Annotated in this window: 23 protein-coding genes; 10 read left to right on the forward strand and 13 right to left on the reverse strand. The window is 47.4% G+C overall.

Annotation, left to right across the window (positions count from 1 at the left end; genetic code table 11):
* Nucleotides 1–282: 282 nt before the first annotated feature.
* The gene (locus GQF01_RS15745; RefSeq protein WP_161407709.1) at nt 283–1,140 is read left to right on the forward strand and encodes an SDR family oxidoreductase; all 858 of its coding nucleotides are present in this window, start codon (nt 283–285) and stop codon (nt 1,138–1,140) included.
* 82 nt (nt 1,141–1,222) lie between these two features.
* On the opposite strand, the gene GQF01_RS15750 is transcribed toward GQF01_RS15745, so the two are convergent.
* From GQF01_RS15750 to ilvB, 5 genes are all read right to left on the reverse strand, one after another.
* Nucleotides 1,223–2,419, reverse strand: coding sequence for an aminotransferase-like domain-containing protein (locus GQF01_RS15750; RefSeq protein ID WP_161407710.1), 1,197 nt, complete (start codon nt 2,417–2,419; stop codon nt 1,223–1,225).
* A gap of 90 nt (nt 2,420–2,509) precedes the next feature.
* Nucleotides 2,510–4,057, reverse strand: a complete 1,548-nt coding sequence (locus tag GQF01_RS15755; RefSeq protein ID WP_145659092.1) for a 2-isopropylmalate synthase — start codon at nt 4,055–4,057, stop codon at nt 2,510–2,512.
* A 330-nt stretch (nt 4,058–4,387) separates the two neighbouring features.
* Nucleotides 4,388–5,380, reverse strand: a complete 993-nt coding sequence (ilvC, locus tag GQF01_RS15760) for a ketol-acid reductoisomerase (RefSeq protein WP_161407711.1) — start codon at nt 5,378–5,380, stop codon at nt 4,388–4,390.
* Between the two features lie 165 nt (nt 5,381–5,545).
* Nucleotides 5,546–6,037, reverse strand: coding sequence for an acetolactate synthase small subunit (gene ilvN, locus GQF01_RS15765; RefSeq protein ID WP_145659093.1), 492 nt, complete (start codon nt 6,035–6,037; stop codon nt 5,546–5,548).
* Entirely contained in the window at nt 6,037–7,782 is a 1,746-nt protein-coding gene (ilvB, locus tag GQF01_RS15770) for a biosynthetic-type acetolactate synthase large subunit (RefSeq protein ID WP_161407712.1), read from the reverse strand. Before ilvB ends, ilvN begins: the two co-directional genes overlap by 1 nt.
* A 517-nt stretch (nt 7,783–8,299) precedes the next feature.
* Here ilvB and GQF01_RS15775 point away from each other — a divergent pair.
* From GQF01_RS15775 to GQF01_RS15785, 3 genes are read left to right on the forward strand one after another with little or no spacing between them, the layout of a single operon-like run.
* Nucleotides 8,300–9,820, forward strand: coding sequence for a spore germination protein (locus GQF01_RS15775; protein WP_235959787.1), 1,521 nt, complete (start codon nt 8,300–8,302; stop codon nt 9,818–9,820).
* 24 nt (nt 9,821–9,844) lie between these two features.
* Complete coding sequence (locus GQF01_RS15780; protein ID WP_161407714.1) at nt 9,845–11,068, forward strand: Ger(x)C family spore germination protein; 1,224 nt, start codon at nt 9,845–9,847, stop codon at nt 11,066–11,068.
* Between the two features lie 28 nt (nt 11,069–11,096).
* Nucleotides 11,097–12,200 (forward strand): GerAB/ArcD/ProY family transporter, encoded by a 1,104-nt coding sequence (locus tag GQF01_RS15785; protein ID WP_161407715.1) that lies wholly within the window; start codon nt 11,097–11,099, stop codon nt 12,198–12,200.
* A 58-nt stretch (nt 12,201–12,258) separates the two neighbouring features.
* On the opposite strand, the gene rplT is transcribed toward GQF01_RS15785, so the two are convergent.
* The 4 genes from rplT to GQF01_RS15805 all read right to left on the reverse strand — a co-directional run bounded on the left by rplT (nt 12,259) and on the right by GQF01_RS15805 (nt 14,862).
* Entirely contained in the window at nt 12,259–12,618 is a 360-nt protein-coding gene (rplT, locus tag GQF01_RS15790; protein ID WP_127455519.1) for a 50S ribosomal protein L20, read from the reverse strand.
* Between the two features lie 48 nt (nt 12,619–12,666).
* Nucleotides 12,667–12,870 (reverse strand): 50S ribosomal protein L35, encoded by a 204-nt coding sequence (gene rpmI, locus GQF01_RS15795; RefSeq protein ID WP_145658092.1) that lies wholly within the window; start codon nt 12,868–12,870, stop codon nt 12,667–12,669.
* A gap of 30 nt (nt 12,871–12,900) precedes the next feature.
* Nucleotides 12,901–13,401: a translation initiation factor IF-3 gene (gene infC / locus GQF01_RS15800; RefSeq protein ID WP_029199202.1), complete on the reverse strand. Its 501-nt coding sequence runs from the start codon at nt 13,399–13,401 to the stop codon at nt 12,901–12,903.
* Nucleotides 13,402–13,626: 225 nt separating this feature from the next.
* Nucleotides 13,627–14,862: a glycosyltransferase family 2 protein gene (locus GQF01_RS15805; RefSeq protein ID WP_161407716.1), complete on the reverse strand. Its 1,236-nt coding sequence runs from the start codon at nt 14,860–14,862 to the stop codon at nt 13,627–13,629.
* Between the two features lie 814 nt (nt 14,863–15,676).
* On the opposite strand from GQF01_RS15805, the gene GQF01_RS15810 reads away from it, so the two are divergent.
* Nucleotides 15,677–16,204: a phosphatase PAP2 family protein gene (locus tag GQF01_RS15810; protein ID WP_161407717.1), complete on the forward strand. Its 528-nt coding sequence runs from the start codon at nt 15,677–15,679 to the stop codon at nt 16,202–16,204.
* 5 nt (nt 16,205–16,209) lie between these two features.
* Nucleotides 16,210–17,337 (forward strand): MGDG synthase family glycosyltransferase, encoded by a 1,128-nt coding sequence (locus tag GQF01_RS15815; RefSeq protein ID WP_161407718.1) that lies wholly within the window; start codon nt 16,210–16,212, stop codon nt 17,335–17,337.
* A 71-nt stretch (nt 17,338–17,408) separates the two neighbouring features.
* Here GQF01_RS15815 and trmB read toward each other — a convergent pair whose 3' ends face one another.
* The 3 genes from trmB to GQF01_RS15830 all read right to left on the reverse strand — a co-directional run bounded on the left by trmB (nt 17,409) and on the right by GQF01_RS15830 (nt 19,400).
* Nucleotides 17,409–18,140 (reverse strand): tRNA (guanosine(46)-N7)-methyltransferase TrmB, encoded by a 732-nt coding sequence (gene trmB / locus GQF01_RS15820; RefSeq protein ID WP_161407719.1) that lies wholly within the window; start codon nt 18,138–18,140, stop codon nt 17,409–17,411.
* A gap of 75 nt (nt 18,141–18,215) precedes the next feature.
* Nucleotides 18,216–18,416: a hypothetical protein gene (locus GQF01_RS15825; protein ID WP_161407720.1), complete on the reverse strand. Its 201-nt coding sequence runs from the start codon at nt 18,414–18,416 to the stop codon at nt 18,216–18,218.
* Nucleotides 18,417–18,782: 366 nt separating this feature from the next.
* Nucleotides 18,783–19,400: a WGxxGxxG family protein gene (locus tag GQF01_RS15830; protein WP_161407721.1), complete on the reverse strand. Its 618-nt coding sequence runs from the start codon at nt 19,398–19,400 to the stop codon at nt 18,783–18,785.
* A 152-nt stretch (nt 19,401–19,552) separates the two neighbouring features.
* On the opposite strand from GQF01_RS15830, the gene GQF01_RS15835 reads away from it, so the two are divergent.
* The 4 genes from GQF01_RS15835 to GQF01_RS15850 all read left to right on the forward strand — a co-directional run bounded on the left by GQF01_RS15835 (nt 19,553) and on the right by GQF01_RS15850 (nt 22,883).
* Nucleotides 19,553–20,515, forward strand: coding sequence for a TIGR01212 family radical SAM protein (locus GQF01_RS15835; RefSeq protein WP_161407722.1), 963 nt, complete (start codon nt 19,553–19,555; stop codon nt 20,513–20,515).
* A gap of 81 nt (nt 20,516–20,596) precedes the next feature.
* Entirely contained in the window at nt 20,597–21,217 is a 621-nt protein-coding gene (locus tag GQF01_RS15840) for a c-type cytochrome (protein ID WP_161407723.1), read from the forward strand.
* A 41-nt stretch (nt 21,218–21,258) separates the two neighbouring features.
* A complete protein-coding gene (locus tag GQF01_RS15845; RefSeq protein WP_161407724.1) occupies nt 21,259–21,837 on the forward strand; it encodes a class I SAM-dependent methyltransferase in 579 nt (192 codons plus the stop codon).
* An 80-nt stretch (nt 21,838–21,917) separates the two neighbouring features.
* Complete coding sequence (locus GQF01_RS15850; RefSeq protein WP_161407725.1) at nt 21,918–22,883, forward strand: type I phosphomannose isomerase catalytic subunit; 966 nt, start codon at nt 21,918–21,920, stop codon at nt 22,881–22,883.
* A gap of 84 nt (nt 22,884–22,967) precedes the next feature.
* On the opposite strand, the gene GQF01_RS15855 is transcribed toward GQF01_RS15850, so the two are convergent.
* Nucleotides 22,968–24,467 (reverse strand): IMP dehydrogenase, encoded by a 1,500-nt coding sequence (locus GQF01_RS15855; protein ID WP_161407726.1) that lies wholly within the window; start codon nt 24,465–24,467, stop codon nt 22,968–22,970.
* Nucleotides 24,468–24,539: the final 72 nt, after the last annotated feature.

The following is a 24,539-nucleotide window of genomic DNA, read 5'->3' on the forward strand; positions in this document are numbered from 1 at the left end:
CTTAGATATAAAAGCTATTGCTTTAATAGGTTCCTCCTATAACAACAAATAAGGCTCTTTTTCAAAGTTGGATGTTGACACCGCCTCAAGTAGTAACTATAATTGTTACAACAGTGGTCAGAGTTAAACGAGGCTCAATCCGCTATGGGGCATAGACTGGCACAAACGACTTATGATAAGTAGGAGCTCTATTCTGAGAGCTTTTATTTTACACCTAAGTTGTAACAATTATTATTACAAATTTCAGCAAGATAACACATTATTTTTAGGAGGATTAGATCAATGAAAATTTTAGTCACAGGCGCAACAGGGAAATTAGGAACAAGAGTTGTAGACACACTGCTGAAAACAGTACCGGCAAGCCAACTGGCTGTGAGTGTCCGTAATCCAGAGAAAGCCGAAGGATTGCGCGCTCGCGGCGTAGACGTTCGTCTCGGGGATTTTGATCGTCCAGAAACTTTGCAAACCGCTTTTGCAGGTATCGATCGCTTATTAATGATTTCGGCAGATGGAGACACGGAAACAAGAATTCGGCAGCACACCAATGCTGTAGCAGCTGCCGAGCAAGCTGGAGTTAAATTCATAGCTTATACCAGCTTAGCTAATGCAAGTGACAGCACGATTTTCCTTGCACCCGTACACCGTACAACAGAAGAAATCATCGTCAAAACGGGCATTCCTTATACTTTTTTACGCAACAACTGGTACCTGGAGAATGAGCTTTCAAGCATTCAAGGTGTGATCGCAGGAGCTCCATGGGTGACCTCTGCAGGCTCTGGTAAGGTGGGTTGGGCGCTGCAACAAGAATACGCAGAAGCCGCAGCGGCTGTATTGGTTGGAGATGGACACGAGAATAAAATCTATGAGCTATCCGGCGAGCTGCTCACTCAAAATGAACTAGCATCCGCACTTGGTGAAGTGTTAGGCAAGGAAGTTCTTGTGCAGCAGGTTGATGATGCCGCTTATGCTGACATTTTGAAGGGTGTAGGTGTGCCCGACTTCGTTGTCCCCATCCTTTCAGCTATTCAGCAAGGCATTCGGGAAGGTACATTGGAGGTCGTAAGCGACGATTTCGAGAAGCTGCTCGGCCGCCCGGCTACGCCAATCCGTGAAGCCCTGGCTCAAATTATTAACCCGTAATAACATCATTCACAGGATATAGATATAACAAAAGGACTATCTCAAAAGTAGAAATCTCTACTCTCGGGACAGTCCTTTCTTTTTATACGCTTTGTAGGTAAGATTCCATAGCTTTCGCTAGCTTCTGCATGCCAAGAATTGTGTTCTGGCGATCCGTGTGTGTGTAGTTCAGGCGCATCGTGTTGTACTGTGGATTCTCCGCATAAAATGTGGATCCCGGTACAAAAGCCACGCCTTCTTTTACCGCAATTTTCAGCAGATCTTCTGCGCGCATATTGTCCGGAAGTTCCACCCAGATGAACATGCCGCCCTTCGGCTCTTCCCACTTCAGACCAGGCCAATTCAATTCTTTCAAAAGACCTGACATGAATTTCATGCGATCCAGATACTGCTCACGAATTAGGGAGATATGTGCATCGAGATCGAAATGCTCAAGCAGATGGAACAGGGTTTGCTGATCAATCGTACTGGAGTGCAGATCCGCCGATTGCTTGAAACGGGCGATTTGGCGAATGACCGTCTCGTCCCCCATCACCCAGCCTGTCCGGAAAGCAGGCGCTACTGTTTTGGAGAAAGTGCTGGTGTACAGCACATTACCGCCTTCAGCTTTACCGCCAAGCGAGAAAATGGATGGGTACGTTTCATTTTCATCAAATTGAATTTCCCCATAGGGGTCATCCTCAAGAATCAGCACATCCGCTTCACGGCAAATGTTCAGCAAGCCTTGACGACGCTCTAAGCTCCAGGCACGACCTGCCGGATTCGAAAACGTCGGAATAACATACACGAGCTTCGGGTTATGCTCGGCAACTTTGGCCGCCAAATCTTCAAGAATCATGCCGTCGTTATCACTTTCAACGGAATAGATCTTGGCGCCTTTGGCTTGGAAAACTTGGATCGCCGCCAAATATGTCGGTCTTTCTACCAAGATGATATCGCCTTCATCAATCATTACGCGTGTCAACAAATCGATCGCTTGCTGGGAGCCAGTCGTTAACAGCATCTCGTCTGGTGTGACGTGCATGTTTTTGGCAGCCATACGTTTGCATAAGGACTCGCGCAGCGGCTTGTACCCTTCGGTTAATCCATATTGCAGCGCTGACTTCCCGCCGCCAACAACTCGTTTAAACGCATCGCTCACCGCGTCCAATGGGAAAAACTCTTCAGCAGGCAATCCGCCGGCAAACGAAATAATTGAGCTGCCTTGTGTCAGCTTAAGAATTTCTCTTACCGCCGAGGATGAGAAACCTTCCAGCGATTTAGAAAATCGATATTTCATAAATGGACGCATCCTTTCGCATTTGTAGAAAGCACCCCTCCTCTAGCTTGGAGGTGAGGTGCTTATCCAGTAGTCCCGTGGACTTAGAGTTTAAATCAACGTAACGTTGCTTCTATTGCTTGTTGGCGTTTTGCGTTTATCAATGAGTCTATTCACAGCGTCCAGATATGCCTTGGCGCTTGCTTCCAGAATATCTGTCGAGATGCCGCGTCCTTGAACGGACACGTCGTTCTGTTTCAGTACGACATGCACTTCCCCGAGCGCATCTTTCCCGTGAGAAACGGACTTGATGGAGTAGTCATCCAGCTCGACTTCTTCCTTCGTTGCTTTATCAATGGCATTGTAAATAGCATCAACAGAGCCGTTACCCACAGCACTTTCCGCCACTTCACTGCCATCTTGGAAACGAACATGCACGGTTGCTGTTGGTGTCATCTGATTGCCGTAGGCCACTTGAAGCGTGCCAAGCGCGAAAATTTCCGGTGTTTCGATCAACTTCTCTTCGATCAGCGCACGGATATCTTCGTCTTCCACCTGCTTCTTGCGGTCGGCCAAATCTTTGAACTTACCGAACGCCACGTTCACTTGCTCGTCTGAGAGGTCATAACCAAGATCGATCAACTTCTCACGGAACGCATGGCGGCCGGAGTGTTTACCCATCACGAGCTTACTTTCCTTGACACCGATGGTCTCAGGGGAAATAATCTCGTAGGTCGTTTTCTCTTTGAGCATCCCATCCTGATGGATGCCGGACTCATGAGCGAACGCGTTAGCGCCGACGATCGCTTTGTTGCCTGGCACCACCATGCCGGTCAGCTTGCTGACCAAACGGCTGGTGCGGTAGATCTCGTTCAGTACAAGCGATGTTTTCGCTTGGTAGAAGTCCTGGCGTGTCTCCAGCGCCAGCACGACTTCCTCGATCGAGGTGTTCCCTGCTCGCTCGCCAATACCGTTGATGGTGCCTTCGATTTGATCGGCACCATTCAGAACAGCCGCTAGCGCGTTAGCTGTCGCCATGCCAAGATCGTCATGGCAGTGCGCGCTCAGCTGGATTTTCTCAATGCCTGGCACGGTGTCCTTCAGCATTTTGAAAATATTCCCGTAGTCGTACGGTGTCATATAACCGACCGTATCGGGAATATTCACGACCGAAGCGCCGGCGCGGATCGCCATTGCTGTTACTTCTGCGATGAAATCAAGCTCCGTACGCCCGGCATCCTCAAGTGAAAACTCGATTTTGCTGAAATACTTCTTCGCATATTTAATCGCAGACTCCGCTGTCTCCAGCACTTGGTGCTTCTCCATCTTCAGCTTATGCTTCCGGTGGATAGGGGATGTCGCCAGGAACAAATGAATACATGGGTCCTGAGCGCCCTGCAGCGCTTCACGGACAGCCTCGATGTCCGTCTCCTTCGAACGGGACAGACCGATTACAGAGGCGTTCTTAACAGCTCTCGCTACGGCATTAACGCCTGCCAAGTCACCAGGTGATGCAGCTGGGAAACCAGCCTCCATCCGATCGACACCCAGCTTCTCAAGTTGAAGCGCGATTTCGACCTTCTCCTGTGTGTTCAGGTTCACGCCTGGCGATTGTTCTCCGTCTCTGAGCGTTGTATCAAAGATGTAGATTTTGCGCACCATGGTCACCTCCTAAAAGATTCCTTGTAAATGAGTTACAACCTTACCCTAACTGCTGACCGTTCCGTTCTTCAGTATTTGTCTCCGATCGTTTCTTGAAACCGTGTCCCTTGATTTGAATAAAACAAAAAGTCGGGACACGTTTTCAAATACGAACGCTACGCTTCTCCGACAAACACTGAGCCCTCCACTGGGCATTTCAGGGAAGGTTCCAAAAATTTACAATTAAATTTTTACTCGTCTAAATAGTATTCACAGGGAGTGACTGGGAAATTCTCCGCAATCACTCCCTGTGGGATGAATAACTATATGATTCAATTATGCATTAAATTACTTTTTGATCCAGTGCATCATTTCGCGTAGTTCTGCACCAACAACCTCGATTGGGTGCTGAGCTTCGTTACGGCGAGTTGCGTTCATGAACGCGAAGTTGGATTGGTTTTCCAAGATGAAGTCGCGAGCGAATTTACCTTGTTGGATATCTGTAAGAACTGCTTTCATTTCTTTCTTCGTTTCAGCTGTGATGATGCGAGGTCCTGTTACATAATCACCATACTCCGCTGTGTTGGAGATGGAGCTGCGCATGGAGGAGATTCCGCCTTCATACATCATGTCAACGATCAATTTCAACTCGTGCAAGCACTCGAAGTAAGCCATTTCAGGTGCATAACCAGCTTCAACCAATGTTTCGAAACCTGCTTTAACCAGTTCAGATGCACCGCCACAAAGAACAGCTTGCTCACCGAACAAATCAGTTTCTGTTTCTTCACGGAAGGAAGTTTCGATAACCCCTGCGCGTGTACAGCCAATACCTTTTGCATAAGCAAGTCCGATTGCTTTTGCGTTGCCCGTAGCGTCTTTCTCGATTGCGATCAAGCCAGGAACGCCGAAGCCTTCAACATAAGTACGACGTACCATGTGACCTGGGGATTTAGGAGCAACCAAGAATACATCTGTACCTTCAGGAGCTACGATTTGACCAAAGTGGATGTTAAATCCGTGGGAGAACATCAAAGCTGCGCCTTTTTTCATGTTCGGTTGAATGGACTCACGGAATACGCGAGCTTGCGTTTCATCCGGCATCAAGATTTGAATAACATCAGCGCGTGCTGCTGCTTCTTCAACGGATACAACTTCGAAACCATCATTTTTTGCTGCGTTCCATGAACGGCCTTCACGAAGACCGATAATTACGTTCAAACCGCTGTCACGCAAGTTTTGGGCTTGTGCGTGCCCTTGGGAACCATAACCAACAACTGCAATCGTTTTGCCTTTAAGTACCGCTAAGTCTGCATCTTTTTCGTAGTAAGTAGTAACTGCCATTTCGTATAAATCCTCCTTTGATATGATGAATCCGTATTGTCTACCCCTTGAGTGGGTGTTTCAACGATGAACGACTAGCCTTTTAAAGCGCTAAAGAGTCTATCGCTCAAAGCCCCACTCAAGGAGGCTTTCCCTACTTTTTCACATGACTAACTATTATTTAATTTATTTAACTGAGCCCCGTATCATGGCCGTTGCTCCCGTACGGGATAGCTCACGGATACCATATGGACGAAGCAATTCTACCATAGCATCTATTTTATCTGAATCTCCGACAACTTGCACGATAATTGAAGCTGGACCAATATCGACAACCGCGGCACGGAATGTTTCGACAATTCCGAGAATTTCAGGACGCATGATCGGTTCAGCATTTACTTTAATAAGTGCTAATTCTCTAGCTACCATCGGGTTGGAGCTCAAATCGACGACTTTGATGACGTCAATCAGCTTGTACAGCTGTTTGGAAATTTGCTCCAATGTGCTGTCATCGCCTGTTGTTACAATAACCATCCGGGAAAGTCCGAGTTCTTCGGACTCCCCTACAGTAATACTTTCAATATTGAAGCCTCTGCGTCCGAACAAACCAGATACTCGCTGCAGAACACCAGGCTGATTGTTTACGAGTACGGAAACTGTATGTTTAGTTGTCGTCATCATTCCGAATCCCCCATTAACATGTCGCTAATTGTATCGCCTGCTTTAACCATCGGGAACACGTTCTCTCCTTTTGGTACGACGAAATCAATCAAGACCGGTCCAGGTGTATCAAGCGCTTCCTGCCAAGCTTTTCTTGCTTCTTCCTTCGTCGTAGCACGCAAGCCTTTTACGCCGTAAGCTTCAGCGAGCTTCACGAAATCCGGGCTGCCAGCCAAATCGATATGGCTGTAGCGGTTATCATAAATGATCTCCTGCCATTGACGAACCATGCCGAGCACTTGGTTATTCAAAATAACAATTTTCACCGGAATGTTGTTAATCGCACAGATCGCAAGCTCTTGCGCACACATTTGTACGCCGCCGTCGCCATTGATGGAAACAACCAATTTATCCGGGTTCCCCATTTGCGCGCCGATCGCGGAAGGGAAACCAAAGCCCATCGTACCAAGTCCACCGGACGTTACCAGGGAGCGAGGGTTTTTGAACTTGTAGAACTGAGCAGCCCACATCTGGTGCTGACCAACGTCTGTTGTAACGATCGCTTCGCCTTTCGTTGTTTCACTGATCATTTCAACAACGTATTGTGGCTTCAATTCTGTTTCTGTATCACCGTATTTAAGCGGGAATTTCTCTTTGTTAGCTTGAACCTCAGCAATCCATGCTTCGCTTTTCGCAGGCTTAGCTTTAAGATTGGCTAAAGCCAGAACTGCTTTCACATCCCCAACACACGGGATATCCGTTTTCACGTTCTTACCGATTTCCGCAGGATCTACATCGATATGCGCGATTGTTTTCACCTTCGGGGCAAAACCGTTCAAGTTCATTGTCACACGGTCATCGAATCTCGAGCCGATGGAGATCAAGAGGTCCGCGTTCTGAATGGCTGTGTTCGCCGTGTACGTTCCATGCATCCCCGGCATACCGAGCCATAGCTCGTGCGCACTTGGGAAACCGCTAAGTCCGAGCAATGTTGTTGCTACTGGAATTTGCGTAGCATTAACGAACTCGATCAGCTCTTTGGAAGCGTCTGAGTAGACAACACCACCACCAGCGATGATCACTGGACGTTCTGCTTCTTCGATGGCTTTCAGCAATTTGTCGACTTGCAGCTTGTTAGGCTGAACAGTCGGGTTATAGCCGCGGATGTTTACATCCGATACCGGCTTAAATATCGTTTTATGAGCGGAGACATCCTTTGGTATGTCAATGAGAACCGGACCTTTTCGACCTGAGTTCGCAATATGGAACGCTTCATGAATGATGCGCGGCAGATCTTCTACATCACGAACCAAATAACTGTGTTTCGTAATCGGCATCGTAATCCCCGTGATATCTGCCTCTTGGAAAGCATCCGTACCGATAAAGTTCGTTGCAACGTTCCCTGTAATAACGACGAGTGGAACAGAATCCATATAAGCGGTAGCTATCCCAGTGACGAGATTCGTAGCCCCCGGTCCTGATGTAGCGATACATACGCCAACTTTGCCTGTGGAACGTGCATATCCATCGGCAGCATGAATGGCTCCTTGCTCATGTCTTGTCAGTAGGTGGTTAAAATCGGAAAAGCCATGCATAGCATCGTAGATGTACAAAACAGCGCCGCCCGGATATCCAAAGACGCAGTCCACACCCTCCAGCAATAAGCTTCTTAGCAAAATCTCAGAGCCTGTGATCAGGTCCGGCTTCATCAGCTTGTCAATCAGTTCTTCTTTTGACCTCTTTGGTTCAGTTTGAACATTCATTGTGATCCTCCTCTCAAAAAGTAAGTCCATGTTATACATCGAGCTTTCTTAGACAATAAGAAAAACCCCTGTTCATCCCGCGCACGTACGTAACGTGTTAAACGGGACGAAAGGGGTTTAAGCTTCCGTGGTACCACCCAAATTTGCTACATGCCTCACAGCATACAGCCTTAGCAGGTATGTTCCTATAGAACAATACCCTCAGCACTATAACGTGTGCTTTTCCGATTCTCCCTAGTGCTTATATACAGTGCTATAAGTCTTCAGGAAAACAGCTCCGAGGTGACTTCGTACGTAAGGGATTAAGGCGATGGTTTCAGCAAGTCCAACGCTCTCTGCGCATAAGTGCCCTTATGACTTCTTCCTCTTCATAGCCGATTTATTCGTGAACACCATCCGTTAAGATGATATTAGAGATTATTATATGCATCCCCAGAGCATTAGTCAATAGCATATCGAATAAAACACACGAAAGTGAGGGAATATACTACCAATTCAGGAAATGAGGGCTTCGCTGATGACATCTTCTCAGAAATCCGCTCTCCCTTTATCAACGGATTTGCCTACGAATATTTCGATGATGAAAGAAGCTTTTGGTGATTCTCCGGATATCATTACTCGCTTGCTCGATGTGCAGGTTAGTCAGGATCACCTTTCCGTTGCTTTAATCTACATAGATGGGCTTGTCCATTCAGAATCCATACATAAACACCTCATTGAACCCTTATTAAATGTTCAAGCGACTGAGCAGACAAGCGAGCAATATTGCGGAGTTCACGAAATCCTGCAGCAAACCATATCTGTTGGCGAGCTATTTGGAGCCAAATATGACATTGAGCTGATGGGTGCCATTTTAGAGGGCAGCACAGTCATTTTAATCGATGGATTCGACGAGGCCTTTATCGCTTGCACGAACGGTTGGGAGAAGCGAGCGATTGAAGAACCGCAATCACAAACCGTGATTCGGGGACCGAAGGAAAGCTTCACGGAGGACATTCGAACGAACTTGACCCTGCTGCGTAGAAAAATCAAGTCGCCTGATCTTCGCTTTGAGAGCATGAAGATTGGTCGTTACACCCGAACTGAGATCATTATCACCTACCTGCAAGGCGTCGCGAATGAGAACGTACTGAATGAAGCACGCAGACGGCTTAAACTCATTGATACGGACAGCATCCTGGAGAGCGCTTATATCGAGGAATTCATCGAGGATAAAGGCTATACACCTTTTCCCACCATGCTGAACACCGAACGGCCTGACACAGCAGCAGCGGGTTTGCTTGAAGGGCAGATTGTCATTATGGTCGACGGAACGCCATTCGCTTTAATGGCTCCGGTGACGTTCTTTAAGTTCCTGCAATCAAGTGAGGACTACTACCAGCGGTATGATATCGCCTCTTTCGTGCGTCTTATCCGGTACGCCTCATTTTTCGTCTCGATGCTGCTTCCTTCTCTCTATATCGCGATTACCACTTTCCATCAAGAGATGCTGCCTACAACACTGCTCATCAGCCTCGCTGCTCAGCGTGAAGGAGTACCTTTCCCTGCGCTTGTGGAGGCATTCCTGATGGAGATCACGTTCGAGGTGCTGCGAGAAGCAGGGGTGAGGATGCCCCGGGTCGTCGGACCTGCCATCTCCATTGTGGGTGCGCTTGTTCTCGGACAAGCTGCCGTGCAAGCCGGGCTCGTATCCGCAGCGATGGTTATCGTTGTGTCTTTTACCGCGATCTCCAACTTCGTCACGCCCGCGATTAACTTGGCTGTAGCAGCAAGATTAATCCGCTTCATGCTCATGCTTTTGGCGGGCTTCCTTGGACTGTTTGGGATTTTATTCGGCTGTATGTTCATCCTTATTCACATGTGTTCAATTAAATCATTCGGCCTGCCTTATATGGCGCCAATATCTCCGTTTATTCCGTCCAATGTGAAGGATATCTTCATCCGGCTTCCATGGTGGAAATTGGTCACAAGGCCGTTAGTGCTGACCAAGAACGTGTATAGACAGCGTCCTATGCCTAAAAATCCAAAGAAAAAATAACTGCACGCGGAGGAGACTGGATGCATGCGAACCAAGCGCCGAGTGGTAGTGACAAGCCTAATCTCTTTCGTTATTTGCTGCTTGTGCACGAGCTGTTGGGATCGAACCGAACTTAATAAGATCGCCATCACCTCAGCAACCGCCGTCGATTGGGAGAACGATCACTGGAAAGTCTCTTATCAAGTCGTCATTCCCCAATCCATCTCCAACGCGGGCGGAATGGCGACTCAGCAAGCCCCTGTATTGGTGTTCTCTACGAACGGAGACTCCATCCAATCTGCCGTTCAAAGGGCCAGTTTAGAGATGCCTCGTACGATGTTCTTCGCTCATAACCGCGTCGTCGTCATTGGAGAAAGCGCAGCTCGCAAAGGCATTTCTCCCATTATCGACGTTTATTTAAGAAGCGCGAGTTCCCGAGAAACCGTAAGCTTGCTCGTGAGCAGAGACGAAGGAAGGAAAATTCTAGAGCAAATTTTACCACTCGAGAAAATCCCCGGCGCAGCCTTGAGAAACATGGTGCTCAATGAGGACAAAACCGATGGCAACCTCAAACAAGTCATGTTGTATCAACTTGCGATGAGAATGGCTAGTGATTCTGGTTATTCAACCATACCTGAAGTATTCATTTCAGGCGAAGGTGCCGAATCGACTTCGATTGAAAATTTAAAAAGCACGAATTTTGATACCAAGCTCAAAATGGGGCGCATCGGAGTTTTTCACAAAGATCAGCTTGTTGGTTGGATGACTGGACATGAAGGTTACGGCCTCAGTTGGATTAAAGGAGAAATCAGCCAATCTATCCTATTTTTTGGATGCACAGAGAAAGATGATCAGTCTCGCTCCGCTATACGTATTACCAAAGCTTCAACCAAGCTGACCCCTGTTAATATCCAAGGCAAGTGGGTCATCAAAGCTGCGGTAAAAGCCAATGGACAACTTCTTGAAAACGGATGTACGATTGACGCCTCAAAACCAGAAGGAACCCGTGAAATGGAGAGGCTCATCGGAAACACCATCTCGAGACTTATGCTAACTTCCTTGCATAAAGCTCAAAGCATGAAAGCCGATATACTTGGATTTGCAGGCCTCATCCATCGGAAGGATCCGAAAGCCTGGGAGCAGCTAAAACCAGATTGGGAAACGTATTTTGCTCACATGCAGATGGAGTCTTCTTTCCAAATCGAGATTGCGAATATCGGTATGAACAGTAAATCCGTGAAGCAGCTTATTGAGAGTGAAAGCAAGTAAAGGCATTCGGAAGAAGGAGTCTAGCCGCATGGAACGAATCAGCAACTACCAAATTGCCGTTATGATTATTCTATTCCAAATCGGCAGCACGCCTTTATTTGCCATTGGCAGCAAAGCAAAGCAGGATTCATGGGTTGCTATGATCGTCGCGGCAATCATCGGCTTAGTTCTGCTTCGGATGTTCCTCTATATCCAAAGCATTGCGCCTGATCAGTCTCTTATCGTCTTAATGCGTATCTGTTTTGGCAAAATAGCAGGCGGCCTGCTAAGCTGCTGCTTTCTTATATACTTTGCTTATGAATCCATGAGAAACGTACGAGACTTCGGCGAAATCACGAACGTCACGTTGCTCACGCGAACGCCAAAATTTGTCGTTATGCTGCTGGTCATCGTGCTGGCCGCATATATGATTATTATGGGCATTGAAACCTTTTGTCGCGTTGCTGAAAGTTTAATACTGCCCGTGCTTTTCAGCTATGGCGTCCTCTGTCTTCTCATCTTCGGTTCTAAATTAGTCAATATTGAACGGATTCAACCTATCATGGAAAAGGGCTTTAAACCAATCCTCCAGGCGGCCTTTCCCGATCTCGTCTCTTTTCCATTCGGCCAAATGGTCGTCTTTCTGATGTTCTGGCACCTCATGTCAGATAGCAAGAAACTGAAACGCATCAGTGTTCTCACCTATCTTGGGGTTGCGGTATTCCTTGTAGGGATGAATATGATTAACGTACTCGTTCTGGGTCCCTCCTTGATTGGCAACAGCACTTTGCCCTTTCTGCAGACCGTGCAGTTAATTCAGGTTGCCGATATTTTTGAACGGCTGGATGTCTTCGTGACCTTGCTGCTTTTTCTAGGCTTATTCGTAAAACTAGCCGCGTTCTTCTGGGCAGCCGCTTATGGGTTTTCTCAGCTTACGGGCTGCAGAGCCAAGCTTTCTATATGCTTTGTTGGCGCTGTGATTTTCGCTTCTTCGTTTCTTGAACCTAACTACACCTATCACATCTGGTTAGGTCTAGCGGTGAGCGTTAAGCTGTTCCCTATCTTTCAAATTCTGCTTCCCCTCGCTATGTTCGTCGCCATATTACTCCGTAAACTGAAAAAGAATCCGCCCTCGGAAGATACACAAGCCTAGGAAAATAAAAAAAGCTTGCCCCCTTGCGGGGACAAGCTTCCTGAACGCGAAGCGCAGCTTACGCGTTTACTTTTGCTTTTGCAGCTGTTGCCAAATCGTTGAACGCTTTAGCATCGTTTACAGCCAAATCAGCCAAGATTTTGCGGTTGATGTCGATACCAGCCAATTTAAGGCCGTGCATCAATTTGCTGTAGCTCAAGCCGTTTTGACGAGCGCCTGCATTGATACGAGTGATCCACAGTCTGCGGAAATTACGTTTCGTTTGGCGACGGTCACGGTAAGCATACACTAAAGATTTCATTACTTGCTCTTTAGCTGTTTTAAATAAACGGTGTTTGGAACCGAAATAACCTTTTGCCAATTTCAAAATTTTCTTACGACGGTGAGCGCGAATAAATCCGCCCTTGACTCTTGCCATTGTTAACTACCTCCTGGGATGTATAAATAATGTTCGAATGCTAAAAAATTAACCTTTGATTAGTGTCAGTTGTTGTTGCAAACGACGTACATCGCCAGGAGCCATAACTGGGTTCGTGGACAAAACGCGTTTTTGCTTCGATGATTTACCGGAAAGCAAGTGGTTCTTACCTTGTTTGTATCTCATCACTTTGCCTGTGCCAGTAATTTTGAAACGGCCTTTCAGGCTGCTGTGTGTTTTCATTTTCGGCATGGTGTTGTTCCTCCTAATTTAGTATACCGCCTAGGTGGTTGCCTTCGGCGTTAAGATCATGATCATGCTTCTTCCCTCAAGCTTAGGAGCACGCTCCTGTGAGGAAATGTCGGCTGTTTCAGTAGCCAGACGTTCAAGCACTCTGCGACCAATCTCCGAGTGCGCTATTTCGCGACCGCGGAACCTGACGCTGGCTTTCACTTTATCGCCTTCGCCAAGGAATTTAACCGCATTGCGAAGCTTCGTTTGGAAGTCATGCTCATCGATTGTCGCGCTTAAGCGAATCTCTTTGATATCCACGATCTTCTGGTTCTTACGAGCTTCTTTTTCTTTCTTCTGTGTTTCATAACGGAATTTACCGTAATCCATGATGCGGCATACCGGCGGCTTCGCCGTTGGTGCCACATTCACCAAATCCAAGTTCGCGTCCTGTGCGATTTGAAGAGCTTCGCGAATCGGCGTAATGCCGAGTTGTTCTCCGTCCGCCCCGATCAGGCGTACTTCCTTCACACGAATCTCATCATTAATCATATGGTCTTTGCTAATAGTGTTCCACCTCCAGAAAGTATGTACCTCATTCCAATATAAAAAAGATGCGGGCCCGCAAAGGCCCACATCTTCATCAATAACAGGTTTAAGCAACCTATTGAGCATTCATGATGATTCATTCAAACCAGCCAACATTCTTGTCGGTCAGGTGAGAAGCGGGCGCCTCTGCTTTTACTTGAAGTATAATATCATCTCGGTAAAGAAAAGTCAACTAACTTGTTTACTTTTCATTTCATCCAGGCGAATGACGCGCGTATGCTCTGTGTGGCTCCATTGCTTGTTGTTTTGCGTGAAGAAAGCAAAGAACGTAATCGGCCACCAAGATATCATAAACACTGGATATAAAATTAAATATTTATAAACTTTGCGTGGCGCCTTCTCAATGATCATAGAGATTGGCAGCAGCACGAAAATAGCAAAACTCACTGAGTTAAAGAAAACGGGATTGATGTCGGCAAGCATCGGTGTTTCCGACCAGCCCGGCGTTACGGATTTGATCCACAACAGCACGGTAATAATCGCTCCGAAGAAAAAGTTATATACGTTAGCGGAGTAAATCGCCGCGTCAATCTTCGTCCAGCTGCCTTCTTTGATACCTTGCCACAATAGCGGGAAGAAGTAACGCTTAGCCACGTCAAAGTGCCCTTGCATCCAGCGCAGACGCTGTTTGGCAGATGCTTTGAACGTAAGCGGCTTCTCATCATAAACAAACGCTTCGTAGTTGTAAGTCGGTCTAATTCCCATCTTGATGCAGCGCATCGAGAACTCCAAGTCCTCAACCAAGCTGGTAGCTCCCCATCCAATCTGCTTTAACAGCTTGGACTCAAAACACATGCCCGTTCCGCCCAAATAGTTGGCAAGGCCCAAGTTCGTGCGGGGCATCTGCCAGAAACGGTTTGCAAAGTAGTACGAAATCGCGTAAGAACCGGTAACCCAAGAATCATTAGGATTCTTGCTATCTAAGTAAGCCTGAATCACTCTGGAGCCAGAGCAAAGATCATTGTTCATGTGAAGCAGGTAGTCCGGGCTAGCGAGGTTGTCGGCATCGAACATAACAACCGCGTCATATTGACGCTCGCGCTTCCAAAGCTCCTTCAGCATCCATTCAATCGCATAACCCTTGCCTCTTAAGTTCGGGTTATGACGCTCCATAGCATAAACGCCATGACTGCGTGTAATTTCAGCTGTGTTATCCGTACAGTTATCACAAATCACGAAGATGTCATAGAGCTCTTTTGGGTAATCCAAAGCCTTCAGATTCTCGATCAATGCGCCAACGACTTGCTCCTCGTTATGAGCTGCAACCAGGACAGCAAACGATTTCTGCGGTGCAAATTTCTGTTTATTCCTTGGACGGTACCATCCGAAGAAAGTTAAAAAAAACTGATACGCACCGACGAGCGCCAAGCCAATCTGAAACGTAAGCACAATCTTGTCAAGCATGAAGCAAAGTCCCCCTTTTTGTTTATGCACACAAGCTATCTTTTTATACGCATAGTGCGCAATTATGTACAGGTGAATTAACCGTTCTTGATTTTCCTCTCTTTCCCCCTATTTGTCAAAGTCTACAAAAACCGAAAAATAGCCGGTTCTCTGACATTTAAGCGGAACGGACACATACTTTACCGCATGTGCTTGAAATCAGATCGTTAAAGTCCTGTTTTCAACGTTTTTCATTTTATTGTGTACAAAAAGTTCACCATTTAGACCAACCAGCAACCCCTCATGTGTTTCGGGTTTATTATAATTCACCCGAGCTTCCCCTGACAACTTTTGCCGGGTCCGATCTAACAGCGCCTCCAACAACCAAGTTCTGGGGTATCCTTCATAACATTCGCTGGACTTTCACGCAGAGAGTCCGTCATTCGGAAATCTCATTCATGAGAACCATATCTTACCCAGACTTACAGCATAACGGACTCCACAACATCGATGCCATACGACCTAAGCACTGACTTTCTTTCGGGCATTTTCAACCTGAACCGCGCTGTGTCGACACCTAATTCGGAAAATCCTGAATTGAAAGGGTTTACAAAAACAACGTTCTAGGCACAATGGATCGGGATATCTCTTCGACATTTAGGGTAAAATAAAAGGAATACTCTACCATTATTTCCATCAATCCTTCTTTTTACCCGATCCTAAAAATGTAAACGTAAATTTCTAAAAATTTATTGCTGCGTTAATCTCCCTTTAATAAATGTTCTTTATAATTTGAAATAGCAGATATCTCAAGTTTCGAAGGAGGCTACTACTCATGAGCAGAGTCGTGAACTGGCTTCAGCATCATGAAACACGCATGTTCCACTTTGTGAATCAACGTATACAGCACTTCTTCCTCGATCATTTCTTTTCTAGAATTACGCATTTAGGAGGAGCTACGGCGACGATCGTTATTTCGCTTTGCTGCGCGTTATTTGGGCAAGGAGCTCTGCGTACCGCTGGCATTCAAGCTCTCATCGCCTTAACGATCAGTCACATACCGGTTGCTATCATTAAAAAGAAATATCCGCGGCTCCGGCCTTATCTCGTGCTTCCCCAAACGATTACGTATAAAAATCCATTAACGGATCATTCCTTTCCGTCCGGACATACAACCGCTATTTTCTCAATCGTCATTCCGTTTATGGCGGCCATGCCAGTTCTTGGACTCATCCTTTTACCACTAGCTTTGATTGTTGGTCTATCACGTATCTACTTAGGGCTGCATTATCCTTCCGATTGTTTCGTTGGTATCTTGATCGGTACGGCAGCATCTCTAACAACTGTAGCTTTATGGGGGTAAAATGAATGGATGCTGCGCAGGGTAAAAAGCGAGTTCTCATCCTCTCCGAAGGCTTCGGAGCAGGTCATACGCAAGCAGCTTATGCGCTCGCTGTAAGCTTAGAAAAGCGATGCACGACGATTGAAACACGTGTACTAGAACTGGGATCTTTCCTGCATCCGACCATTGCGCCTTGGATTATCCAAGCTTACAAAAAGACACTAACCACAAGTCCCAAGCTTTACGGTCGGTTATACCGCTCTCAGTACAAGAAATCGTTAAACCGGTTGACGCAATTAGCGCTGCACCGCATTTTTTACGCTCAGACTGCGGAGATTATCCAGAACTGGGCTCCTCAAGCCATCGTCTGCACGCACCCTTTTCCCAGCGTCGTTGTTTCACGGCTCAAAAGAGCCGGCCTTGCCATTCCGCTATGCACCGTCATCACGGATTATGATGTACACGGAACATGGGTCAGTAGTGAAGTGAACAAATATATGGTCTCAACTGAGGATGTCAAAAATAAACTGCTTGGTCGAGGAATCCCCGCGGCTCAAGTCGAAATCACAGGAATTCCTGTCCATCCCAGCTTCCGAGTAGCGCACGATAAAGCGGTCATTCGACAACAATTCCACTTGGCCGCGATGCCTACAGTGCTCGTAATGGGCGGGGGTTGGGGCCTAATCGGGGGCGATTCACTCAGCGAGCATCTCGTTGCCTGGAGGGACCGCGTGCAGTTCATATTTTGCCTAGGAAATAATGCCAAAATATTAACGAAGCTCGCCGCGGACGAACGTTATCAGCATCCGAACATCCGCCTGCTTGGATTTACACCAGACATTGATAAATTAATGGAAATTTCGGATTTACTGGTTACCAAGCCAGGTGGCATGACCTGTTCAGAAGGCCTCGCGAAATCCATTCCAATGCTGTTCTATGATCCGATTCCCGGACAAGAGGAAGAGAACGTACTCTATTTTACCGAACAAGGCTTCGGAGAACCCATCCGATCCGCTGATACCATCTCGAACTGGCTGGCGATGCTCGTTAGCCGTTATACAGATGTCCAGGCCAGACGTATTTGGAATTACCGCCAACGAATGAATACGCCTTCAGCGGATTGTTCAGAGGTTATTCTCCAAGTGATGGGGTAAACCACCCGTTTAACGCAAAAAAAAGGCTTCCTCTTCTGTAAGCAGAAGTAGGGGAGCCTTTTTTTATATACTTATTCAGCTTTCGCCTTGCTCAATTGGTCGAGATGAGCAGCAAGTGCGTCCTGACCAATCACAACTTCACAGCGGTGAATGTTCATACCCTTTGTGGCGAATTTCGTTTCGTATTCCGTCATAACATGATCCGGGTGAAACCCTTCTGCATGCAGATTCAAAGAAATATTACGCATTCTTAAGCCCATGTCGGCAAAAGAATTCAGCGAGAACTCAAAGAGCGATTGGGAATCGGTTTTCAAGTGAATCTCACCGTTTGCGTTCAGAATTTGCTGATATTTGGCAACAAAACCCGGATGTGTCAAACGTCTGCGGGCATGCTTTTTCTTCGGCCATGGATCACTGAAATTCAGATAAACCCGCTCCAGCTCTCCTTCAGCAAAAGCTTCTTCAATATGTTCAATATTGAACAGCATCAGCTTCAAATTCGGAATGTTCGCCGCTGATTCTGACTCTTCCTCCGTATTAATCTCATGAGCAAGCTTCGCTTTCTCACTTGCTTTGCGAATCAATTCATCATACATATCGACGCCGATGAAATTAATATCAGGGTATTTCTTACTCATCTCACTGATGAAACGCCCTTTCCCCATCCCAAGCTCCGCATGAATAGGGTTATTGTTACCAAATAACTCAGCCCACTTGCCTTTATAATCTTTGGCATTCAGAACAACGAGTTCCTTCTGACGTTCTATATCTTCTCGAATTCCTTTTCTTCCCCGTAACCGCATCTATTATTTGCCTCCTACACGTACAAGCTATCGAATACAAATCATAGACCATTCTTGGGAAAAAATCAAAGGGAATTAGACTTCCAGTTCATGATATTGAATGGTTTGGGAGCTTGCTGGGAACAACTTACGATCTAAGGAGCGATGCACCTTTTGTCTGGCTTCCTTGGCTACATTCGGATCTGCCACAAATTTCACACTGCTGCTCAACGCCTGAGCTTCCCTCACAGTAAGCTCAACGGTCAAGGTATCTGTCGATAAGTTCGTAGGAATCATGATGATTTCACCTGCTTTCTTTTGAGCTTTTACCTTAGTTTTGGTTTGGAAGGATATTTTTATGAATGGAAGATCATGAGGGGCAAGACCGATCACCCAAATTTTAACGGGAAATAGTCCTGCTAATTTGTTCTTTCTACGCTGGTTTCATGCAATTAGATGGAATTTATCCAGCTAAACCCTCAAGCTTCCCCTAAAATGAGTAGTGAGCCCCCGAAATAGCTGTACAATTTCCAGTTATTTCTGCGGAGCCCCGCCGTATACCAGTTTTAACTGTAGAAATTCCAGTTAATCCGCCAACAAACAGGGTGGTAACCTTCACTTACATCAAGAAAAACGCCTCCCACTAGGAAGGCGCTCATTTGGTTACTTGTAACTCTCATCTCTATGTCTATTGCCACCTCTTAATCCCGCCAAACCTATTAGCCCTACTAAGCCAAGCCAGCCCCAGTTCATACTGTTGTTGTCGGAAGCTGTTGTCGCATAGGCGCGATATGAAGACGTATCATAATTGCCGCGATTGGTTCCTGCCGAGCTCGCTGTGCCTGTCGTGCTCATTCGGTCCATAAGATTGTTGCCATAACCGTTAATTTGGCCTAATACGCCGGTACCCGTGCCGTCACTTTTTCCCGTATACGTATTAGTCGTCGTTCCATCATGTCTGTGCATGCCATCATACCTGTTGGGATTCGTTGTTGGAGCAACCGAACCTGTAATAGGAGTTGTAACTCCATTATACGAATTCGTATTGGTCATCGTCCCCGTTCCATTCAGCAAGCCTGTCCCGGCGCTAGTCCCCGTCGTAGCGTCGTAAGTGCTGCCCGTATAACCCGATGTTGTCGTAGTCCCCGTCCCCATTGTCCCCGAAGTACCCGTGTGAGTGTTCATCGTCGGTGTACTCATATTTGCGTGCGCCCCAACTGCCCCAAAGCTCAATGCTGTCGTTAAAGCTACCGCCAATGTCACTGTACGAAACTTTTTCACTTCTTCATTTCCCCTCTCGGCATATGATCGTCATGCAAAGTTATCATGCTCCGATAAGCCCTCTTTTAACGGGGAAGTTGGTGGAAAGGCAGGGGTCGCTTTCATGTTTATTTTTCGCTACAATAGGGTGGAAGGAAAGGAGTTCTAATCTGATGTCTACAATCATACAAGAATCGCCCCAACTCTGGGGGGATAAACGTTTCCATACATGGAATTATGAAATGCGCGAGGCGTTCGGCGGCAAAGTATTTAAAGTCATGCTGGATGCTGGCTTCACTTGTCCCAATCGCGATGGCAATATTGCAACAGGCGGTTGCACGTTCTGCAGTGCAAGAGGCTCTGGCGATTTCGCTGGAAGCCGCCGCGACGATCTCGTTACACAATTTAACAAGATCAGAGATCTTCAGCATCAAAAATGGCCGGAAGCTCAGTATATCGGCTACTTTCAAGCCTATACGAACACTTATGCACCTGTGGAGCAGCTGCGCGAGTATTATGAAGTCATTCTGCAGCAGCCAGGCGTAGTAGGCTTATCCATTGCAACGCGGCCCGACTGCTTGCCGGATGATGTTATTGAATATTTGGCTGAGCTGAACCAACGAACCTATCTATGGGTGGAAATGGGCCTCCAGACCGTTCATGAATCAACGTCGCAGCTTATCAATCGCGCACATGACACTCAGTGCTATTTGGATGCCGTGGCCAAGCTCAGGAAGCATAATATTCGCACTTGTGCGCACATTATTTACGGATTGCCGGGGGAAACCCATGAAATGATGCTGGACACTGGCAGAGCAGTCGCTCAAATGGATGTACAGGGCATCAAAATTCATTTACTTCATTTAATGCGTAAAACACCTATGGTGAAACAATATGAAGCTGGACTGCTCGAATTTCTTGAAAAAGACGAGTATGTGAAGCTCATTGTCGATACATTGGAGTTTCTTCCACCGGAAATGATCGTTCACCGGCTAACTGGAGATGCTCCGCGTGATTTGCTGATCGGTCCCATGTGGAGTCTCAAAAAGTGGGAAGTGCTGAATAGCTTCGATAAGCTGCTATCAGAAAGAAATACATGGCAAGGCAAGTATTGGAAAGGTAAGGCTAACAAATAATAGCCGCTAGGATCAAACCCATTTCGATTTTGAACCGTTTCCTATTATATAATGAGAACTTATATGAAGGAGATGGACACGATGAAGAAAAGGGTTGGAGCAGCTTTAGTTGGATTGATGCTAGTCATGTCAGCATGCGGAGCGGCGCCCGAAACAGCGGCGCCGGTTTCTGTATCGCCGTCGCCATCCGCGGCGGCAAGTGCCACGCCTGCCCCTGCGGCGCAGACGGCGACACCAACAGCCGCGGCTACGCCAGCGGCAGCCACAACAGCGCCGGCCACGCCAGTGCCGGCGGCAAGCAGCACGCCGCAGCCAAGCGCAGCGGCTGCGACACCTAGCGCAGCAGCGGCAACCGCTGCGCCCGTGGTATCGGCTACGGCGAAGCCGACGCCGGTGCCTACACCAACGCCCGCGCCTGCGAGCGCGGCGCCTACCCCATCCGAGAAGCCGCAGGCTACGGATGCCGGTGTTACGACAGCGGCGCAGGCGCAAGCGCTGTTCAAGGACAACTGCATGGCCTGCCACGGGGCTGGCCTTGAAGGAGACTTCGGGCCGAACCTGACGAAGGTTGGTTCGCGTAAAACCAAAGATGAGATTGTGCAGCAAATCAACAAGGGCAGTGGCGATATGCCACCTTTCCAAAAAGCGTTAAAGGCCGAAGAGATCGAAACGCTGGCCGCCTGGCTGGCCGCCAAAAAATAACTGTCGCTCACAAGCACAATCAGCATGGAGGCTTTCTTCGTATGGGTTTTGTTTCTGTTTTGGGCTTTGCTCATCAACTAATCGGCCAGCGCGTTCAACCAGGCGATGCCGCCATTGACGCGACACTCGGCAACGGCGTAGACACCGTCTTCCTTGCGAAGCTGGTGGGCCGCCGCGGCCGCGTATACGGCTTTGATATCCAGCAGCAAGCGCTGGATCAAACGAAGATGCGTCTGGAGAAGGAACTCCCAGACGCATCTTCTTCTGTGCACATGAGCTTATGCAGCCATGCGCTCATGGAAGCGGCAGTGCCGGAAGACCGCCATGGCAAGGTAGCTGCGGTCACTTTCAACCTCGGCTATCTGCCTGGCGCCGATCCGGCAACAATCACGAAGCAGGAATCAACCCTTCCTGCTCTGGAAGCGGCTCTCCGCCTGCTCCGCAAAGGCGGCATTGTGACCATCGTACTATACAGCGGGCACGATGGCGGCTCCGAAGAAGCCGCTGCCGTTGAGGCTTGGGCAGCGCAGCTCCCGCTCGCAGCCTATCAGGTGCTGCGCTATCAATTTATGAATACTAGTGCGCATGCCCCCTATCTCTTAGCCCTAGAAAAAAGATAGTCCCATGGTATAATGCTAGATAGGCAGTAGATTTCATGTATACTGCCTATTAAATACATAGAGAGAAAGTAGGGATAGTAGTGAAATCATACCCGCTTCAATTTCAACCTGAAATGAAAGAACGTGTCTGGGGAGGCAGAGCCCTGGAGAAGTTTGGATTTCAGCTGCCGGAAGGCGCGATTGGCGAAGGCTGGATGATCGGCGATCACCCGAACGGAACTACGAAAGTGATTAACGGAGAGCTCGAAGGTCTCGGTCTGGACGAAATCCGTGAAAAATACGGTAAAACGTTATTCGGTACCAAAGGCTTTTCCGAAAAAAACGGACGTTTTCCACTCCTGATTAAACTTTTGGATTGTGAAGACGATCTGTCCGTTCAAGTTCACCCCAATGATCACTATCACAATTTGGCCGCGGGAGAACTAGGTAAAACCGAAATGTGGTACATCCTAGATGCTAAACCTGGCGCCAAAATTATATATGGCATGAAGGAAGGCGTTACGCGCGAAAGCTTAGCACAAGCTATTAGCGAGAATCGTATTTTGGACTGCCTGCAGGAAGTTCCTGTAGAAGCCGGCGATTCCTTCTATATCCCTGCCGGTACTGTACATGCGCTAGGCGCAGGAGTATTGGTCGCAGAAATTCAACAAAACTCCGATACGACTTACCGTCTGTACGACTACAACCGACCTGGATTGGATGGTAAACCGCGCGATCTTCATATTGAAGATTCCCTGAATGTAATTGCCTATGAAGGTTCAGGCTCTACACGCATGAAAACGAACCTAAGCGAAACCAGCACATGGTTGACGCTGGCCGAGTCTCCTTTTTTCATCGTCGAAAAAGGTTTAGTAGGGCCTAAGTGGGAGCTTAGCACATTGCCTGAAAGCTTCGTAATCCTCGTTATTGCTGAAGGAAATGGACAGCTTCACTGGGAAGATGGCAGCATCTCCACCAAGCCAGGCGATTGCTTCCTGCTTCCAGCTGATCTAGGCAGCTATGCGCTTGAAGGCAGCATGACCGTTATTCGCAGCTACTTGCCTTAACACCTCGCCGTTGCGGCATACAAAAAGCGCTCCAACCAACATCCAAGCGATGTGGTGGAGCGCTTTTCATTTATGATTCTCCGTCTATTCTTCAGACAAGGAGCTTTCTTTTAATATAACGTCATGCGCGCCGCCCTCGACTAGGCTGGTTGCTGAAACAAGAGCAATTCTCGCTTTGCTTTTCAGCTCATCCAAGGTTAGTGATCCGCAGTTACACATGGTGGATTTAATTTTGCCCAGTGTCTTGTCCAAGTTCTCCTGCAGGCTTCCCGCATAAGGCACGTAGGAATCAACGCCTTCTTCGAATAGAAGCTTGCTTTTGCCGCCAGTGTCATAACGCTGCCAGTTGCGAGCACGATTGGAGCCTTCGCCCCAGTACTCTTTCACGAAGTTGTTGCCAACTTTCAGCTTTCTGGTTGGACTTTCATCGAAACGGGCGAAATATCTGCCCAGCATCACGAAATCCGCACCCATAGCTAAGGCTAGCGTAACATGGTAGTCATGCACAATACCACCATCAGAACAGATTGGAATGTATGTCCCTGTTTCTCTGAAATACTCATCTCTGGCTTCAACGACTTCCATGATGGAGGAAGCTTGGCCGCGACCAATCCCTTTTTGTTCCCGCGTGATACAAATCGAACCGCCGCCGATTCCTACTTTCACGAAATCCGCACCAGACTCCACGAGGTACAGGAAGCCCTCACGGTCAACAACGTTACCAGCTCCGATTTTCACATTGAAATTTTCTTTCACATACTGAACCGTTTCGCGCTGATATTCGCTGTAGCCGTCAGAGGAATCGATGACTAGAACGTCTACTCCCGCTTCAACGAGAGCAGGAACTCTTTCTTTATAATCCTTGGTATTGATTCCTGCACCAACAATATAGCTTTTGTTCGTATCAAGAAGCTCCATCGGATTTTCTTTATGCTCATCGTAATCCTTGCGGAAAACCAGCGTATCCAGATTTAATTGCTCATCGACAATCGGCAAGCAGTTAAGCTTGTGATCCCAAATTAAATTGTTCGCTTCCGAAAGGGAAATACCCGATTTTCCATAAATCAGTTTTTCAAAAGGTGTCATGAACTCGCGAATCGGACGATCCAGCGGATCACGGCTTTTCCGGTAATCGCGACCTGTTACAATACCTAGCAGCACGCCATTCGCTGTACCGTCGTCAGTAATCGCTACTGTGGAGTGGCCAGTCTCTTCTTTCAAAGCCAGCACATCGCTTAATGTATGATCAGGTGTCAAGTTAGAACGGCTTACGACGAAACCAGCTTTGTACCCTTTCACTTTCCGTACCATCTGTGCTTCTTCTTCAATCGACTGCGAGCCAAAAATAAACGAAATCCCGCCACAACGCGCCAAAGCAATCGCCATTCCATGGTCGGATACGGCTTGCATGACAGCAGATGAAAACGGGATATTAAGCGAGATGGCAGGCTCCTCGCCTTTATTGAATTTGACAAGCGGTGTTTTGAGCTTCACATTTGCCGGTGTACAGGACTTCGTTGTAAGGTTAGGAATTAACAGAAATTCACTGAACGTGCGAGATGGTTCTAGGTAATACGTAGCCACTTTACATTTCCTCCTCATCGATCCATAGGTAAATTTTTTCAATCTTATCATTGAACCTCACCTGTGGTCAAT

The sequence above is a fragment of the Paenibacillus silvestris genome, assembly GCF_009882985.1.
GTDB classification, from domain to species: domain Bacteria; phylum Bacillota; class Bacilli; order Paenibacillales; family NBRC-103111; genus Paenibacillus_E; species Paenibacillus_E silvestris.

Excerpts from the sequence above, each read along its gene's own strand:
- GQF01_RS15745 (WP_161407709.1), top strand. The coding sequence starts at position 283 with ATGAAAATTTTAGTCACAGGCGCAACAGGGAAATTAGGAACAAGAGTT.
- GQF01_RS15750 (WP_161407710.1), bottom strand. The coding sequence starts at position 2,419 with ATGAAATATCGATTTTCTAAATCGCTGGAAGGTTTCTCATCCTCGGCG.
- ilvC (WP_161407711.1), bottom strand. The coding sequence starts at position 5,380 with ATGGCAGTTACTACTTACTACGAAAAAGATGCAGACTTAGCGGTACTT.
- ilvN (WP_145659093.1), bottom strand. The coding sequence starts at position 6,037 with ATGACGACAACTAAACATACAGTTTCCGTACTCGTAAACAATCAGCCT.
- ilvB (WP_161407712.1), bottom strand. The coding sequence starts at position 7,782 with ATGAATGTTCAAACTGAACCAAAGAGGTCAAAAGAAGAACTGATTGAC.
- GQF01_RS15775 (WP_235959787.1), top strand. The coding sequence starts at position 8,300 with ATGACATCTTCTCAGAAATCCGCTCTCCCTTTATCAACGGATTTGCCT.
- GQF01_RS15780 (WP_161407714.1), top strand. The coding sequence starts at position 9,845 with ATGCGAACCAAGCGCCGAGTGGTAGTGACAAGCCTAATCTCTTTCGTT.
- GQF01_RS15785 (WP_161407715.1), top strand. The coding sequence starts at position 11,097 with ATGGAACGAATCAGCAACTACCAAATTGCCGTTATGATTATTCTATTC.
- rplT (WP_127455519.1), bottom strand. The coding sequence starts at position 12,618 with ATGGCAAGAGTCAAGGGCGGATTTATTCGCGCTCACCGTCGTAAGAAA.
- rpmI (WP_145658092.1), bottom strand. The coding sequence starts at position 12,870 with ATGCCGAAAATGAAAACACACAGCAGCCTGAAAGGCCGTTTCAAAATT.
- infC (WP_029199202.1), bottom strand. The coding sequence starts at position 13,401 with ATGATTAATGATGAGATTCGTGTGAAGGAAGTACGCCTGATCGGGGCG.
- GQF01_RS15805 (WP_161407716.1), bottom strand. The coding sequence starts at position 14,862 with ATGCTTGACAAGATTGTGCTTACGTTTCAGATTGGCTTGGCGCTCGTC.
- GQF01_RS15810 (WP_161407717.1), top strand. The coding sequence starts at position 15,677 with ATGAGCAGAGTCGTGAACTGGCTTCAGCATCATGAAACACGCATGTTC.
- GQF01_RS15815 (WP_161407718.1), top strand. The coding sequence starts at position 16,210 with ATGGATGCTGCGCAGGGTAAAAAGCGAGTTCTCATCCTCTCCGAAGGC.
- trmB (WP_161407719.1), bottom strand. The coding sequence starts at position 18,140 with ATGCGGTTACGGGGAAGAAAAGGAATTCGAGAAGATATAGAACGTCAG.
- GQF01_RS15825 (WP_161407720.1), bottom strand. The coding sequence starts at position 18,416 with ATGATTCCTACGAACTTATCGACAGATACCTTGACCGTTGAGCTTACT.
- GQF01_RS15835 (WP_161407722.1), top strand. The coding sequence starts at position 19,553 with ATGTCTACAATCATACAAGAATCGCCCCAACTCTGGGGGGATAAACGT.
- GQF01_RS15840 (WP_161407723.1), top strand. The coding sequence starts at position 20,597 with ATGAAGAAAAGGGTTGGAGCAGCTTTAGTTGGATTGATGCTAGTCATG.
- GQF01_RS15845 (WP_161407724.1), top strand. The coding sequence starts at position 21,259 with ATGGGTTTTGTTTCTGTTTTGGGCTTTGCTCATCAACTAATCGGCCAG.